This is a genomic window from Variovorax sp. P4_B10, from assembly GCF_056402375.1.
In genome coordinates, this window is sequence record NZ_JBFUHN010000039.1 from 1 (window position 1) to 14,863 (window position 14,863).

Annotated in this window: 16 protein-coding genes; 11 read left to right on the forward strand and 5 right to left on the reverse strand. The window is 68.3% G+C overall.

What is annotated here, in order from left to right:
• A partial coding sequence (locus tag AC1DXX_RS18725) for an integrase core domain-containing protein (RefSeq protein ID WP_478134956.1) occupies positions 1-248 on the forward strand: 248 nt, incomplete at its 5' end.
• A gap of 88 nt (positions 249-336) precedes the next feature.
• Here the strand turns inward: AC1DXX_RS18725 and AC1DXX_RS18730 are convergent.
• Entirely contained in the window at positions 337-1,854 is a 1,518-nt protein-coding gene (locus AC1DXX_RS18730) for a helicase HerA-like C-terminal domain-containing protein (protein WP_478135707.1), read from the reverse strand.
• Between the two features lie 100 nt (positions 1,855-1,954).
• On the opposite strand from AC1DXX_RS18730, the gene AC1DXX_RS18735 reads away from it, so the two are divergent.
• Genes AC1DXX_RS18735 through fabG form a run of 10 tightly spaced genes read left to right on the forward strand, consistent with a single transcriptional unit; the run spans position 1,955 to position 11,516 of the window.
• A complete protein-coding gene (locus AC1DXX_RS18735) occupies positions 1,955-2,266 on the forward strand; it encodes a phosphopantetheine-binding protein (RefSeq protein ID WP_042578247.1) in 312 nt (103 codons plus the stop codon).
• A gap of 3 nt (positions 2,267-2,269) precedes the next feature.
• Positions 2,270-2,914 (forward strand): COG4648 family protein, encoded by a 645-nt coding sequence (locus tag AC1DXX_RS18740; protein WP_478135708.1) that lies wholly within the window; start codon positions 2,270-2,272, stop codon positions 2,912-2,914.
• 16 nt (positions 2,915-2,930) lie between these two features.
• Positions 2,931-4,640 carry an AMP-binding protein gene (locus AC1DXX_RS18745; protein ID WP_478135709.1) on the forward strand — a complete coding sequence of 570 codons (1,710 nt, stop codon included), beginning with the start codon at positions 2,931-2,933 and terminating at the stop codon, positions 4,638-4,640.
• Positions 4,640-5,647, forward strand: coding sequence for an acyl-CoA synthetase (locus AC1DXX_RS18750; RefSeq protein ID WP_478135710.1), 1,008 nt, complete (start codon positions 4,640-4,642; stop codon positions 5,645-5,647). Before AC1DXX_RS18745 ends, AC1DXX_RS18750 begins: the two co-directional genes overlap by 1 nt.
• Positions 5,619-6,263, forward strand: coding sequence for a LolA-related protein (locus AC1DXX_RS18755; RefSeq protein WP_478135711.1), 645 nt, complete (start codon positions 5,619-5,621; stop codon positions 6,261-6,263). The genes AC1DXX_RS18750 and AC1DXX_RS18755 overlap by 29 nt, the downstream gene beginning before the upstream one ends.
• Entirely contained in the window at positions 6,260-8,659 is a 2,400-nt protein-coding gene (locus AC1DXX_RS18760; RefSeq protein WP_478135712.1) for an MMPL family transporter, read from the forward strand. The genes AC1DXX_RS18755 and AC1DXX_RS18760 overlap by 4 nt, the downstream gene beginning before the upstream one ends.
• Positions 8,659-9,498: a polysaccharide deacetylase family protein gene (locus AC1DXX_RS18765; protein ID WP_478135713.1), complete on the forward strand. Its 840-nt coding sequence runs from the start codon at positions 8,659-8,661 to the stop codon at positions 9,496-9,498. Before AC1DXX_RS18760 ends, AC1DXX_RS18765 begins: the two co-directional genes overlap by 1 nt.
• A 55-nt stretch (positions 9,499-9,553) precedes the next feature.
• Positions 9,554-10,321, forward strand: coding sequence for a class I SAM-dependent methyltransferase (locus AC1DXX_RS18770; protein WP_478135714.1), 768 nt, complete (start codon positions 9,554-9,556; stop codon positions 10,319-10,321).
• Positions 10,318-10,788, forward strand: coding sequence for a hotdog family protein (locus tag AC1DXX_RS18775; RefSeq protein ID WP_478135715.1), 471 nt, complete (start codon positions 10,318-10,320; stop codon positions 10,786-10,788). The genes AC1DXX_RS18770 and AC1DXX_RS18775 overlap by 4 nt, the downstream gene beginning before the upstream one ends.
• On the forward strand, positions 10,785-11,516 hold the full coding sequence (fabG, locus tag AC1DXX_RS18780) for a 3-oxoacyl-ACP reductase FabG (RefSeq protein WP_478135716.1): 732 nt from the start codon (positions 10,785-10,787) through the stop codon (positions 11,514-11,516). The genes AC1DXX_RS18775 and fabG overlap by 4 nt, the downstream gene beginning before the upstream one ends.
• Positions 11,517-11,573: 57 nt before the next feature.
• Here fabG and AC1DXX_RS18785 read toward each other — a convergent pair whose 3' ends face one another.
• From AC1DXX_RS18785 to AC1DXX_RS18800, 4 genes are all read right to left on the reverse strand, one after another.
• Entirely contained in the window at positions 11,574-12,266 is a 693-nt protein-coding gene (locus tag AC1DXX_RS18785) for a P-loop NTPase family protein (protein WP_478135717.1), read from the reverse strand.
• Between the two features lie 69 nt (positions 12,267-12,335).
• Positions 12,336-13,637: a type II toxin-antitoxin system HipA family toxin gene (locus AC1DXX_RS18790; RefSeq protein WP_478135718.1), complete on the reverse strand. Its 1,302-nt coding sequence runs from the start codon at positions 13,635-13,637 to the stop codon at positions 12,336-12,338.
• On the reverse strand, positions 13,634-13,951 hold the full coding sequence (locus AC1DXX_RS18795; protein ID WP_478135719.1) for a helix-turn-helix domain-containing protein: 318 nt from the start codon (positions 13,949-13,951) through the stop codon (positions 13,634-13,636). The genes AC1DXX_RS18790 and AC1DXX_RS18795 overlap by 4 nt, the downstream gene beginning before the upstream one ends.
• A gap of 66 nt (positions 13,952-14,017) precedes the next feature.
• Positions 14,018-14,728, reverse strand: coding sequence for a hypothetical protein (locus AC1DXX_RS18800; protein WP_478135720.1), 711 nt, complete (start codon positions 14,726-14,728; stop codon positions 14,018-14,020).
• Positions 14,729-14,863 lie beyond the last annotated feature (135 nt).

Consider the following 14,863-nt stretch of genomic DNA (forward strand, 5'->3'; position numbering starts at 1 on the left):
GCATCAAGCAGAAATTCACTCGAGCCTATCGACCACAAACCAATGGCAAGGCCGAGCGCTTTATCCAGTCAGCGTTACGCGAATGGGCCTACGGCCGTGCATATGCCAGCTCGGATCAACGCCGAGCTGCGTTGCCGGTCTGGAATCACTTCTATAACTGGCACCGGCCCCATCACGGCATCGGCTGCCAGCCTCCTATGTCTCGGCTCTCGAATTCACGCAACAACCTCTTGACTCTTCACACCTAGGCCGCGCCGGGGGACATTCGCGGAGCAAGGTACCCCGTCGGCGTGAGCGCGCCCTGAACAGAGCCGTCACGCATCGAAAGGCGCCCGGTCAGCGCTTCTTGCTGCCGAAGATCCCGCCGAGCACGCCGCGCAAGATTTCCTTGCCCACCGAAGTGCCCATGGTGCGCACGGCCGACTTGGCCATGGTCTGCACCAGGCCATCGTGCTTCGCGCCGCGCGGGCCGGTGGTGCCGAAGAGCATGTCGTTGAGCATGCCACCCATGCCGGACCCCGACGCATCGGCGCCGCCCTTGCCGGCCGGTGCGTTGGCCGCCGGCGCATCGGGGGCGGATTCGGCGCGGCCCTTGAGCTTTTCGTAGGCCGATTCGCGGTCCACCGTCTTTTCATAGACGCCGGCGACGAGCGAGTTGGCGACGAGCGCCTTGCGCTGATCGGGCGTGATCGGGCCGAGCTGGCTGCCGGGCGGCAGCACGAACACGCGCTCGGTCACGCTCGGACGGCCCTTGGCGTCGAGGAAGCTCACCAGCGCCTCGCCGACGGCCAGCTCGGTGATGGCGGTCTCGATGTCCAGCCCGGGCTTCTGGCGCATGGTGCTGGCGGCTGCCTTCACGGCTTTCTGGTCGCGCGGCGTGAAGGCGCGCAGCGCATGCTGCACCCGGTTGCCGAGCTGGGCCAGCACCGTGTCGGGAATGTCCAGCGGGTTCTGCGTGACGAAATAGACGCCCACGCCCTTGGAGCGCACAAGGCGCACCACCAGCTCGATGCGTTCCACCAGCGCCTTGGGCGCCTCGTTGAACAGCAGGTGCGCCTCGTCGAAGAAGAAGGCCAGCTTGGGCTGGTCGGGGTCGCCGATTTCGGGCAGCTGTTCGAACAGCTCCGACAGCATCCACAGCAGGAAGGTGGCGTACAGGCGCGGCGAGTTCATGAGCTTGTCGGCGGCCAGGATGTTGATCACGCCCTTGCCGCCCACCGTCTGCATGAAGTCGGCAATGTTGAGCATCGGCTCGCCGAAGAATTTCTCGCCGCCCTGGGTTTCGATCTGCAGCAGGCCGCGCTGGATGGCGCCCACGCTCGCGGCGCTGATGTTGCCGTACTGGGTGGTGAACTGGCTCGCGTTCTCGCCCACGTACTGCAGCATGGCGCGCAGGTCCTTGAGGTCGAGCAGCAGCATGCCGTTGTCGTCGGCGATCTTGAACACCAGGTTCAGCACGCCGGCCTGGGTTTCGTTCACGTCGAGCATGCGGCCCAGCAGCAGGGGGCCCATGTCGGAGACGGTGGCGCGCACCGGGTGGCCCTGTTCGCCGAACACGTCCCACAGGGTGACGGGGCAGGCGGAGGGCTCGGGCAGGTCGATGCCGCGTTCCTTCAGCGTGGCGGCCAGCTTGTCGCCGATGCTGCCTTTCTGGCTGATGCCGGTCAGGTCGCCCTTGACGTCGGCCATGAATACGGGCACACCGATGCTGGAAAGCTTCTCGGCCATGGTCTGGAGCGAGACGGTCTTGCCGGTGCCGGTTGCGCCGGTGATCAGGCCGTGGCGATTGGCAAGGCTCGGAAGGAGGGCGCACTCGATGGTGTCGTGGCGTGCGATCAGAAGGGGGTCGGCCATGGGTGCTCCGGGTCGTATCGAAGCGGGCAGTCTAATCAAGCCGCGCTCCTATAATCCACGACCCGCACGGTAGTTCAGGAAAAAGTTTCAGGAGGTTTTTTTGTCATCGACTGCTCAGCCCCCCATTCCCGCCACTGGCGATGCGTCAGAACAGTCGCCGATTGAAAAAGAACTGGCCGTCCTGCTCGTGAACGCACTCAATCTCGAGGTCGCCCCCGAGGACATCGTCCCCACCGATCCGCTGTATGGCGAAGGCCTGGGGCTCGATTCGATCGACATCCTCGAAGTCGCGCTCGAAGTGTCGCGGCGCTACGGCTTCCAGCTGCGCTCCGATGACGAGCGCAATCAGCAAATCTTCCAGTCGCTGCGCACGCTCGCGACCCACGTCGCCCAGCATCGCAGCGCTTCCTGACCCATGTCACGATGGCGACTGGCGTTCCTCCTGCTGGTGGGCGTGGCGTATGCGGGCCTGTCCCACTGGATGACGCTGTTCCACGCCACCGAGCCGTGGGCGGTGGTGGTGCTGCTCGGGCCGCTCTGGCTCGCGGCACTGGGCTTTGCCGCCAGCCGTTTCGGGCGCCTGGGTCTTGCCGGGGCGCTGCTGCTGGGCATCGGCGGCTTCGCGCTCGTCTTCCTCGGCGAAGCGGGCGACCCCAACCGTCTCTATGTGCTCCAGCATGTGGCCATCAATGGCCTGCTGTGCGGCTGGTTCGGTTCCACGCTGCGCGGTGACGGCCTCTCCCTGATCACCCAGTTCGCTCAGCGGGTGCATCCGCTGGAAGGCCACATGAAGGCCTACACCACGCAGCTCACGCGCATCTGGACGGGATACTTCGCCGTGATGGTCGTGGCGTCGATCGCGATCTACCTGACCCTGCCGTTCTCGGCCTGGTCGCTGTTCGCCAATGTGCTGTCGCCGGTGATGGTGACGCTCCTGTTCGTCGGAGAACACTTCCTGCGCTACCGGCTGCACCCCGAGTTCGAGCGCACCCGGCTCGTCGATGCGGTGCGCGCCTTCTACGGCACGTCGCCGGCCGACCACGGCGCCGGCCCCCGATGACACAGGCGCTGCCCGCGTGACGACAGACACCCATTTCCTGCCGCTGCTCGCGGACCGCGACCCCGACGCTCCCCTGGCCTGGCGCGCCGGCGTGCCCGTGAGCACCCGCCAGTTCCTGGCCGACGTCGCCCGCTTTGCACCGGTGCTGCCGGCAGAGGGGGCTGCAGTCAACCTGTGCGTCGATCGCTATGCCTTCGCGGTGAGCCTGGCAGCGGCGCTGGTGCGGGGCCATGCGAGCCTGCTGCCGCCCGATGCACGGCCCGACACGCTGGCCCGCCTGCTCGAATCCGGCGGCACCGGCCTTTTCGCGCTCACCGACGACCCGAAGCTCCAGACGCCCGGCATGCAGCGCGTGCTGATTGAAAGCCGCTCCGGCCTCGACGGCGATGCGAGCGCGGCCGTGCCGGCGTTCGACGGCGCGATGCATGCGGCCAGCCTGCTCACTTCCGGCTCCACCGGTGTGCCGCAGCCGCATGCCAAGACGTGGCGCACGCTGGTGGGCGACGTCGCGGTCGCGGTCGAACGGCTTTGCCGGGTGCTCGAGCGCCCCTCGCTCGAAGGCCTCACGCTGGTTGCGACCGTGCCGGTGCAGCACAGCTACGGGCTGGAGTCGTCGGTGCTGCTGGCCATGCTGGGCGGCGCCGCCTTCGAAAGCGGGCGGCCGTTTTTTCCGGCCGACGTGGCGCAGACGCTGGCCTCGGTGCCGCGCCCGCGCGCGCTGGTGACCACGCCGTTCCACCTCAAGACGCTGCTGCTGTCGGGCATCGAGCTGCCGCCGGTGGACCTGATTCTTTCGGCCACCGCGCCGCTGTCGCCGCAGCTCGCGGCCCAGGCCGAGGAGGCCATGGGCGGCGTGCTGCTCGAAATCTACGGCAGCACCGAATCGGGCCAGGTCGCCACCCGCCGCACAACCGAGAGCGAAGTCTGGGAAACCTTCGGCCAGATCCGCGTGCATGCGGAGCCGGGCGAAGGCGACGGGCCGGAGCGCTTCATCTTCGACGGCGACTTCCTGCCCCAGCCGACGCCCATGGCCGATGTGCTCGAGCTGCTCGACGAACGCCGCTTCCGGCTGTTCGGTCGCGCGAACGACCTGATCCATGTGGCGGGTCGGCGCAGTTCGCTGGCGCACCTGAACTACCACCTCAACAGCATCGCCGGCGTCGAGGACGGCGCTTTCTGGCTGCCCGACGAAGTGGCCGACGGCGTGGTGCGGCCGGTGGCTTTCGTGGTCGCGCCCACGTTGACCGCAGGCGCCATCGTTGCTGCGCTGCGACAACGCCTCGAGCCGGTGTTCGTGCCGCGCCGCGTGGTGCAGGTGAAAGCCTTTCCGCGCGAAGGCACGGGCAAGCTCACGGTGCGCGCGCTGCGCGAATTCGCACTGGCGCAGCTCGCGGAAGACGACACGCCGGTGCAGATCGCCCACACGGTGCCTGCCGACCATCCCTCCTTGGCGGGCCATTTCCCCGGTCAACCCCTGCTTCCCGGCGCGTTGGTGCTGGCCGAGGTCATGGAAGCCATTCAGCGCGTACCGGCCCTGGTCGCGCGGCTCGGCGCGACCCCCACGCTCGCGGCGGCCAAGTTCCTGGCGCCGGTGCGGCCCGGCAGCACGCTCTCCATCGAGCTGCATCCGGAAGCCGGGACTGGTCGCGGCGTGCGTTTCGACGTGCGTTGCGACGGCGTGGTGGCTGTCAGCGGCCGCTGGACGGCTGTGCAAGAGTCGGCGTGATGAAACACACCGACGCCGAAACGCGCGCGGTCAACGAGGCGGCCGCAACCGCCCAGACCACGCAGCAGCAAGGTGACTGGGCCCGTGCGCCCGAGCGCAGCAACATGCTGGCCTTGCGCTTCATCTGCCTGATGGCCCTGGTGTGCGGGCGCCACATCACGCGCCTGCTGCTGCCGCCGATCAGTCTCTACTTCCTGCTGTTCGCACCTGCGCAACGCCGGCACATCAAGCACTACCTGTTCCGGGCCATCGGCCCGCACGCGGGCTGGATCGACGGTTATCGGCTGCTGCACGCCTTCTCCTCGACGGTGCTCGACCGCGTGTACTTCCTGCGCGGGCGCATGGAGCTCTTCGATCTGAAGATCGAAGGCAACGTCCCGCTCGAGACCGAGGCTGCCGAAGGCCGGGGCGCCTTCCTGCTCGGCGCCCATGTGGGCAGCTTCGAAGTGCTGGGCGCCTGCAAGCAGCAGACGCACCAGCACGGCCTGCGTCTGGCGATGCTGATGTACCCGGACAACGCGCAGCGCATCACGGCCATCCTCAACACCATCGCGCTGCCCGAATTTCGGCCCCATGTGATCGCGCTCGGCCGGCCGCATTCGATGCTCGCGCTGCGCGACTGGCTCGACGGTGGCGGCCTGGGGGGCATGCTGGCCGACCGCACGCTGCCGGGCAGCGAAGACTCGCCGACGCAGCAGCGCGGCAACAACATCGTGCTGCCGTTTCTCGGGCAGCCCGCCAGCTTCAACGACGGGCCGTTCCGCCTCGCGGCCCTGCTGCGCCGCAAGGTGTTCTTCATGGCGGGACTCTATGGCGGCGGTGCGCGCTACGATGTCCGGTTCGACCCGCTGGTCGACTTCGGCGAGCCGGTGGCCGATGCCGCGGAGCGCGAACGCCGCATCCGCGCCGCGGTCGAAGCCTATGTCGCACGCCTGGAGGCGCTGTGTCGCGCGTATCCGTACAACTGGTTCAATTTTCATGATTTCTGGCTCGAAGATGCGGCTTGACTGGCTTTGCAGGGTGCTCGTGCTGGCGTTGGCTTTCTGCGCCGCGCCGGCGTGGGCTTTCGACCTGCCCGAACTGATGGGCCTGCTGGCCAGGCAGAAGAGCGGCGAGGCCCGCTTCACCGAACAACGCTTCGTGCACGGCCTCGAAGGCCCGCTCGATGCCAGTGGCACGCTGAGCTTCGATGCACCCGACAAGCTGGTGCGCCGCACGCTCTCGCCGCGTCTCGAGACCATGGCGGTCGAGGGCAACACGTTGACGTTGTCGCGTGGCGGCCGTACCCGCACGCTGGCGCTCGACAGCATGCCCGAGCTGCTCGGCCTGGTGGAAGCCATGCGCGGCACGCTGAGCGGCGATGGCGCCACGCTGCAGCGCTACTTCAAGAGCATGGTGTCGGGCTCTTCGGCCAAGTGGACGCTCGACCTGACGCCCATCGACAGCCGGCTGGCCGCGCAGGTGCGCAGCATCCGCATCAGCGGCCGCGCGAGCGATGTGGTGGGTCTCGAGATGGAGTTCGTCGGCGGTGACCGCTCGGCCATGAGCATCTCGCCCAACGCACCCGCCGCGGTACCCGCCAACGCGGCCCCGTCCGGCGCGGCCGGACGCACCACGCCGTGACGGCGCCGCAGGCGGGCGGCCCGCCGAGCTGGCAGCGCAGGGCGGTCGTGCTGGCGGCGTGGCTGCTGGTGCTGCTCTGCGGTGCCCTGGTCATCGCGCGCACGCAGATCGGCGCCGACCTTTCGGCTTTCTTGCCCAAGAGCCCGGACCTGCGCCAGCGCGTGCTGATCGAGCAACTGCAAAGCGGCGTCGCCTCGCGCACGCTGATGCTGGGGATCGAAGGCGGCAGCAGCGCCGAGCAGCGCGCCACGGTCTCGCGTGCGGTCGGCAAGGCCATGCGCGAGAGCCAGCTTTTCGACCTGATCCAGAACGGCGACGTCGGCGACTGGAGCGAGGCCGGCACCTGGGTGTTCCAGCACCGCTACCAGCTGTCGCCGAGCGTCGCGCCCGGGCAGTTCACCTCCGCCGGGCTGCGCGACGCGATCAACGAAACGCTGTCGATGCTCGGCACGCCCGCAGGCAACGTGATCAAGCCGTTTCTCGACCGCGACCCGACCGGCGAGACACAGCGCATCGCGATGGAACTGGTGCCGGCGAGTGCGCCGCGCAGCGAGGACGGCGTCTGGATGTCGCGCACCGCGCCGCGCGCGCTCATGATTGCCACCACGCGCGCCGCCGGCAGCGACCTCGATGCCCAGGCCGTGGCCATCGCACGCGTGCACGCCGCCTTCGATGCCGCCACGCGCGACATGGGCGAGGCCAGGCCGAAGCTGCTGCTGAGCGGGCCACCCGTGTTCTCGGTGATGAGCCGCGACAAGATCAGGACCGAGGCCATTCACCTCGCGATGGTGGGCGGCATCGTGATGGGCGGGTTGCTGCTGCTGGCCTTTGCTTCGCCGCGCGCATTGGTCATTGCTTTTCTGCCGGTGGCCACGGGCGTGGTGATCGGCACAGCCACCGTGAGCCTCGTGTTCGGCTCGGTGCACGGCCTCACGCTGGGCTTCGGCAGCACGCTGATCGGCGAGACGGTCGACTACGCGATCTATTACCTGATCCAGGCGCGGGGCGCTGCGGTGGCCGGCACCGGCTGGCAGCGCTGGCGCGACCTGAACTGGCCCACCGTGCGGCTCGGGCTGCTCACCTCGGTGTGCGGCTTCGCGGCGCTGGTGTTCTCGGGCTTTCCGGGGCTGGCGCAACTGGGCGTTTTCTCCATTGCCGGGCTGGTCGCCGCCGCGCTGGCTACGCGTCATGTGCTGCCGATGCTCGCGCCCGACGGCGCGACCGGCATGGGCATGCGCAGGTACATGGCACAGGCTGCCGGCATGCTGGTGCGCGGCCTGCCGCGCTTGCGCTGGCCGCTGGCTGCGCTCGGCGTTGCCGCGCTGGGGCTGGTGCTGTGGCAGGGCGGCCATCTGTGGCGCGCCGATCTGGGCGCCATGAGCCCGGTGCCCAAGTCGGCCCAGCAGCTGGACGAGATGCTGCGCAGCGACATCGGCGCCAGCGACGGCGGCGTGCTGGTGGTGGCCTACGGCAACGACGAGCAGGCCGCGCTGCGCAACACCGAAGCGGCGGCGGCCCGGCTCGATGCGCTGGTGGACAAGGGCGAGCTCGTCGGCTACGAGGCGGTGACGCGCGTGTTGCCCAGCGTGGCCGCGCAGACCGCACGGGTCGCGAGCCTGCCCGACGCGGCAACACTGCGGGCCAGCCTGACCGAAGCCACGCAGGGCTTGCCGCTGCCGGCTTCGCGGCTCGGGCCTTTCCTGGCCGACGTCGAGGCAGCGCGCAAGCTGGCGCCTTTGCAGCGCGCCGATCTGGCCGGCGGCCCGCTCGGTTCGGTGGTGAACACCCTGATGTACCAGCGCCCGGGCGGTGGGTGGTCCACGCTGGTCGTGCTGCACCCCGGCACGAAGTTCGATCAAGGACGGCTCGAAGCCGCGCTGGCGGGCGTGCCCGAAGTGCAGGTGGTCGATGTCGGCCGCGAACTCGCGGGGCTGTACCAGCGCTATCTGCACGAGGCTTTCGTGCAGGTGCTGCTCGGCGCACTGGCGGTGGTGGTGTTGCTCGGCCTCTACCTGCGCTCGTGGCGGCGGCTGCTGGCGGTGTGCCAGCCGCTGCTGTTCGCCGTGATGCTCACGCTCGGGGGCATGGCGCTTGCGCAGGCCGCGCTCGGCATCCTGCATCTGGTGGGGTTGCTGCTGATCGTCGCGGTGGGTTCCAACTACGCGCTGTTCTTCGACCAGCTGCGCACGACGGGGCGGGCCGATGAAGACACGCTGGCCTCGCTGATGCTGGCCAACCTGACGACGGTGGTGTCCTTCGGCCTGATCGCGATTTCGGACATTCCGGCGCTGTCGTCGATCGGCCGCGTGGTCGCGCCGGGTGCCTTGCTGGCGCTGCTGCTGTCGGCCGCATTCGCGCGGCATGTGGCGCCGCCGCCTCCTGCGCAGCGCGGCTGATGGGAAAATCCATTCCCATGTCCACCGCATCCGTTTCGCCCGAATCCTGGCCCTGGCCGCCAGCCATGCGTGCCAGTGCGGCCTGGCATGTGGCGGCCATCGGCGCGGGCGTGCTGGTGCCGGGCGCGTGGCCCTGGGCGATTGGCGCCATCGTGCTCAACCACGCGCTGATCACCGGCGCGGGGCTGACGCCGCGCAGCAACCTGCTGGGACCCAACGTCACGCGGCTGCCCGAGGCGGCGGCCGCTCGGCGCGAAGTGGCGATCACCATCGACGACGGGCCGGAACCGGAAGTCACGCCTCGGGTGCTCGACCTGCTGGATGCGCACGGCCAGCGTGCCACCTTCTTCTGCATCGCCGAACGCGTGCTGGCGCACCCGGCCCTGGCGCGCGAGATCGTCGCGCGGGGTCACAGCATCCAGAACCACACGGCGCGGCACCGGCACAACTTCTCTTTCCTGGGGCCGCGCGGCTTCGCCAGCGAGATCGCCCGGGCGCAGGACATCCTGGGCGAGGTCACGGGCCAGCGCCCGACGTGCTTCCGCGCGCCGGCCGGCCTGCGCAACCCCTTTCTCGAACCCGTGCTGCACCGCCTGGGCCTTTCGCTCGTGAGCTGGACGCGCCGCGGTTTCGACACCCGCGAGGGCGACCCCGCCAAGGTGATGGCGCGCCTGGCCCGCAACCTGCAGGCCCGCGACATCCTGTTGCTGCACGACGGCAATGCCGCGCGCACCGCCGAAGGAAATCCCGTTTTGCTGGAGGTATTGCCCTTGTTGTTCGAACGCCTGCGCGCCGATGGATTGCGCGCCGTGACCCTGCCCGAAGGCCTGAAATCATGAGCCGCCGGGCCGCTCCCAAGGCGAATACCGCAGCGCGCAGCGCGGAGGCTACTCAATGAGTGCAGTGATGTCGCCGCCGTCCACGGACAACGCGTGGCGCGAGCTGCACGAGGCCGCGACCATTCCCTACAAGAAGGGCGGCACCTTCGCCTGGCAATTCGCCCGCGGCAAGCTGGGTCGCGACCCGGTGTTTCGCGGGCTGCTCGAACGCGGGCTGATCGACGCGCAGCATCGCCGCGTGGTCGATATCGGTTGCGGGCAGGGGCTTTTTGCGAGCCTGCTGGCGTCGATGAGCGCTATGCAGAAGCAGGGGCGCTGGCCGTCTTCGTGGTCGGCCACGCCGGCCGCCGCCGATTACACGGGCATCGAGCTGATGCCGAAGGACGTGGCGCGCGCCGAAGCCTCCATCGGCCACCTGCAGCCGGCGCCGCGGCTGGTGTGCGCCGACATGTGTTCGGCCACCTTGCCGGAGTGCGACCTGGTCGTGATCCTCGACGTGCTGCACTACGTGAGCCTCGAAGCGCAGGAGGGCGTGCTGCAGCGTGTGCGCGATGCGCTGCAGCGCGGCGGCGATCTGCAAGCCCGGTTGCTGCTGCGGGTGGGCGATGCATCGAGCCGACGCGGTTTCGCGATCAGCCAGTGGGTCGATCGCACGGTGACGCGCATCCGCGGCCACAAGGTCTCGCCGACCTGGGGCCGCCCGCTGGCCGAATGGACGGCGTTGCTGCAGCGCCTGGGTTTTCGGGTGCAGAGCATCCCGATGAGCAAGGGCACGCCCTTCGCCAATGTGTTGCTGGTGGCCGATCTGGAGGCCGCCGCTTGACAGCGCCGCAAACGCTCGACCGCGCCGGCATTGCGCGGCGCATTCCGCACAGCGGCAGCATGTGTCTGCTGGAGCGGCTCGAAGGTTGGGATGCCGATGTCATTCGTTGCAGCACGACGACGCACAGGCGAGCGGACAACCCCTTGCGTACGGCCGGCGGATTGCTGGCCCCCAACGCCATCGAATACGCGGCGCAGGCCATGGCGCTTCATGGGGGATTGCTGGCGGCAGAGGGCAGCACCCCGTCGGCCGGCTTTCTGGCGAGTGCGCGCAATGTGCGGCTGGCCGTCGCGCGGCTCGACGACATCGAAGGCGCATTGCAGGTGCAGGCCAGGCGCCTGTCGGGCGACGAGCGCCAGATCCTTTACGAATTCGCGGTCAAGGCGGACGATGGCCGCATGCTGGCCGAGGGACGGGCCGTGGTGGTCCTGAACACGCCGCTGGCAACAGAAAGCGCTTCATCATGAGTCTCGAAGGAAAGCGTGCGCTGATCACGGGCGCCAGCGGCGCGCTCGGCGCCGCCATGGCCGAGCGTTTTGCGCGGGACGGCGCCACGGTGCTGCTGCATGCCAATTCGCGGCCGGAAGCCATCGAGCAACTGGCGGCTTCCATCGCGGCGGCGGGCGGCAAGGCGGAGTGCCATGTGTTCGATCTGCGCAGCGACGAAGCCTCGGCGGCCGCTTGTGCGCGCATGCTGGAAGGCGGGGCGATCCAGGTGCTCGTGAACAACGCCGGTGTGCATGACGACGCTGTGTTGCCGGGCATGCGTGCCGAGCAGTGGCACAAGGTGATCGACGTGTCGCTCAACGGATTCTTCCGCGTCACGCAGCCTTTGTTGCTGCCGATGATGCGCACGCGGTGGGGGCGCATCCTGAACATCTCATCGGTGTCTGCGCTGACGGGCAATCGCGGGCAGGTCAACTACGCCGCCGCCAAGGGCGCCCTCAACAGCGCGACCAAGGCGCTGTCGCTCGAAGTGGCGTCGCGGGGCGTGACGGTCAATGCGATCGCGCCGGGGATCATCGCCTCGCCGATGGCGGATGCTGTTTTCGATCCTGCGGTCATCAACCAGATGGTGCCTGTGAAGCGTGCGGGGACGCCCCAGGAAGTGGCCGCGCTGGCCGCCTTCCTTGCCAGCGACGACGCTGGCTATATCACCGGACAGGTGATTTCCATCAATGGCGGGATGATCTGAGTTTTGGGGGGGCGGCCGGGCCGTACCGGGCGCCCTCCGCCAAAGGTCCCGAAGGCGTTACAGAGGCAGCGTATCGAACGCAGCGTAAGCCGTTGCGAGCCACGATTTCACGCGCTGGCGTTCGAGCAGGCCCAAGGCATGCGCGCCTTCGCGGTCATTCACGGCCTTCCAGAAGCTGGTGTTCTGCGCATCGATCTTCCGCATGCTGGCTTCGTGCAAACGCGGCAATGCAATCACCCGCGCACCGTTCGCATTCGCCTTGGAGAGCGACTGCGACGCCAGCAACATGCCGAAGTCGCTGCCGCGGCCGTAGTTCTGCACCACGATGTAGTTGGGCCGGTTGCCGAAGGTGTCGATCAGCGTGCCGAGCAGGTCGGTGGAGTCCTTGCCGTCGTCGAGCACGTGCCAGAAGTTGACGGTCACGCCAATCTCGGCGAACACATCGAACAGGTCCGACTCCTTGATCCAGCGCGACAGCGGCGTCAGCGTCTGGGCTGCAAGGTCGACGATCACGCTCTGCTTCGGATTGGTTTCGAAGCCGTTCACGACCGTGTCGAGCCCCTCGTAGCTGTCGACCACCACGGGCGAGGCGAAACCTTCGTAGAAGCGGGTGAACGAACTGTGCGAACGGTCGGTGTCGAAGCCGGTGAAAGGGCGGCTGCGGTCGATGAAGTACTGCGCCAGCACGCGCGCCGTGACCGACTTGCCGACACCGCCTTTTTCGCCGCCGATGAAATTGATGGAGCTCATGAGTTGCTGCTGCCTCGAATGGGTTGAGGGGTGAAGGGCTGAATCATTCTAGGGGCCATGTTTTTCTGTTTATTTGCCGCGCCTGGCCATGCCTTGCAGCAAGGGGTGTGCCTGCAAGCGCTGCTGCAGCCGCTTTTTCCACGGGGCGGGCAGCGTCGACGCTTCGATCATCTGGGGCCAGTGGGTGCGTGCGAGGCGTGCCGTGTCGGCGACGATGCGACGCACAAGCGGTTCGTGCAGCCCGGTGGAGAAGCAGAAAGCACGCACGCTGGCGGGCGTGAACAGGGCGGTTGTGCGTTTGGGGCCGGCACCGCCGGGCGCTGCCGGCAGCAGGGGCAGGGCATGGCCATCGACGCCCTGCAGCGCGGCATACGCCACGATGTCGTAGGCCGGCGCCAGCCGCGGCGCGATGCCATCGGCGTACAACACGCCGAAGTTCTTCAGGTGGGCATCGGGGTTGCCGAGCAGGTCGTTCACTGCGAGGCGCCGCACGAGCTCGAGCACCGCTTCTTCGCCCAGCGAGGGGAAGGCTTGCATGGCAAGCGCCATGTCGAGGTAGCTCGCGCTGTACTTGTGCATCGGGTCCACCGCGAGCACCTGTGCGAAGTCCTCGAAATGGATGCGGCGCGCGCCATCGCGGTCGAAGCGCGTGACGGCCAGGAATTCGGGCTCGTCGGGCAGTGCGTAGCTGTGCTCCGCCTGGATGGCCGAGAGCGGCGCCAACTCGGCGTGGCACACCTCGACGCCGGCCGTGCCCGCCATCTGCAGCGACAGCATCTCCAGCTGCGGCATATGAGGCCGGCCCGCCACAGGCAGCTTCGCGATCACGCGCGTGCTCGCGCCGGCACGCGTCCGCGCCACGTAGCGCCCGCCTTGGCGCCGCAGCCCCAGCTTGGGCTGCACGCCAGAGACCGAGATGCCTTGCGGCATCGGCAGTTCGACCACCGACATTTCGAGCGCGTCCTGGTCCTGGGTGATGAGTCGCTGCAACGTGCCGCGGTCCACCGAGACGGGCCTGGCGCTCACCGCGCCCGGCAGGTCGCCGCCGCAGGCCGCGAGCAGCTCGAAGTAGTCGTTCTCGCGGCAACCGCGCAACTGCGCGATATGGGTGCGCAAGACGCCTTCGGGCAGCAGGTTCTGGAAGAACCGCGGAAGCTGCCCGCCCTGGGCGTTGAACAGCGGATTCTTCACGTCGCTCCAGAGCGCGGCCTGGGTCGCGGCATCGCTCGCCACCATCGACAGCGAAAGCACCTCCGGCGGCGGCGCGGCCACCAGTTCGGGCTCCGCCACGAAGCGGCACAGGTCGGCGTACTGGAAGAGCTTGCCGAAGCGCCGCGTGCCGAGCGAGATCTCGAGGATCTTGACGTTCATGGCGAGCGGCGCTTGTTGCCATGGGGCGGCGGGGACGGTGCCTGCGCGACCGCATGGCCCACGCGGGTGGCGACGGGGCGGTAATCGGGGTCGGTGCCCGCGCTCTCGCCAAATCCCTTGGGTGCCAGCTGCAGCTCGAGCCCGAGCGCATCGACCAGCGCAAGCAGCGACGACAACTGCGGGTTGCCTTGAAGGCTCAAGGCGTTGCGCACCGAGCGCTCGGTCAGCCCCGAGCGCAGTGCGATCTCGGCGCTCGAGAGGCCCGTGGCGTCACGCCGCGCGGCCAGGGCCATGATGAGTTCCTGCTTGTTCACGGAAATATATTACCGTAATTGGGGATCTGGGAAACATATTTCCCATGAGTCATGTTGCCGATGGACCTATTTCGGTAGCATCGTGAAGAAGGGCATGACCACGCCCATGACCCAGTTCTGACCGAAATCGAGTGCTGCCCGCCGGTATTTCTCGTCGGCCTGTGCGGCCAGCAGGTCGAGCCGCGCCACCACCTTCGACAGCTCGCGGTCGGCCACGAGGTTGCGGCCGCGCTCGCTGATTTCGGTGGCCAGCAGCAGCGGCTGGCCGTCCGGGCCGGTCTTGGAAGAGATCAGCCAGAGCGAGATTTCGAAATTGCGCGCGGCCCGGTAGCTGTTCTCGGCGTTGACGCCGTCGACCAGGGTCTGCTCCCAGGTGCCGCCGTTGGCCTGCTTGAGCATCGAGGCCCAGCCGACCACCAGCGCCGCCACCCGGTCGCCCTGGTAGGCCTGCGGTCCGGTCTCGAAGGCCAGGCGAATCGCGTCGATGCCGGTCGCCCCGCGCAGTTCGGGCAGGTCGGGGCCTTTCAGCACCGCATCCCAGGCGCGCTGGGTGGCTTCGTCGATGCTGGCCGCTGATTTGCGCCATTCGCGCGGGTTGCGCCGGTAAAGGGTGGTCTGCACGCGCCGGATCGACTGCAGGTTGTCGCGCAGCGACAGGTTGGCGATGCGGTTGGCGCCGGACTGCAGCCACTCCTGGCTGGCATAGGGTTCGGCGCGTTCGGTGGAGCGGACCGACGCGCAGCCTGCCAGGCCGAGCAGGGCGGCTGCACCTGCCAACAGGCAGCCGCGTCGCGCCGCAAGGGGTAAAACCGGAGAAACACTCATGCCCTGACGTTATCATCCACGGCTGGGGCGGCGGCTCGCTTCAAGCGGCGGGCCCGTGCAATTTTCCTTACAAATCAATACCTTGGC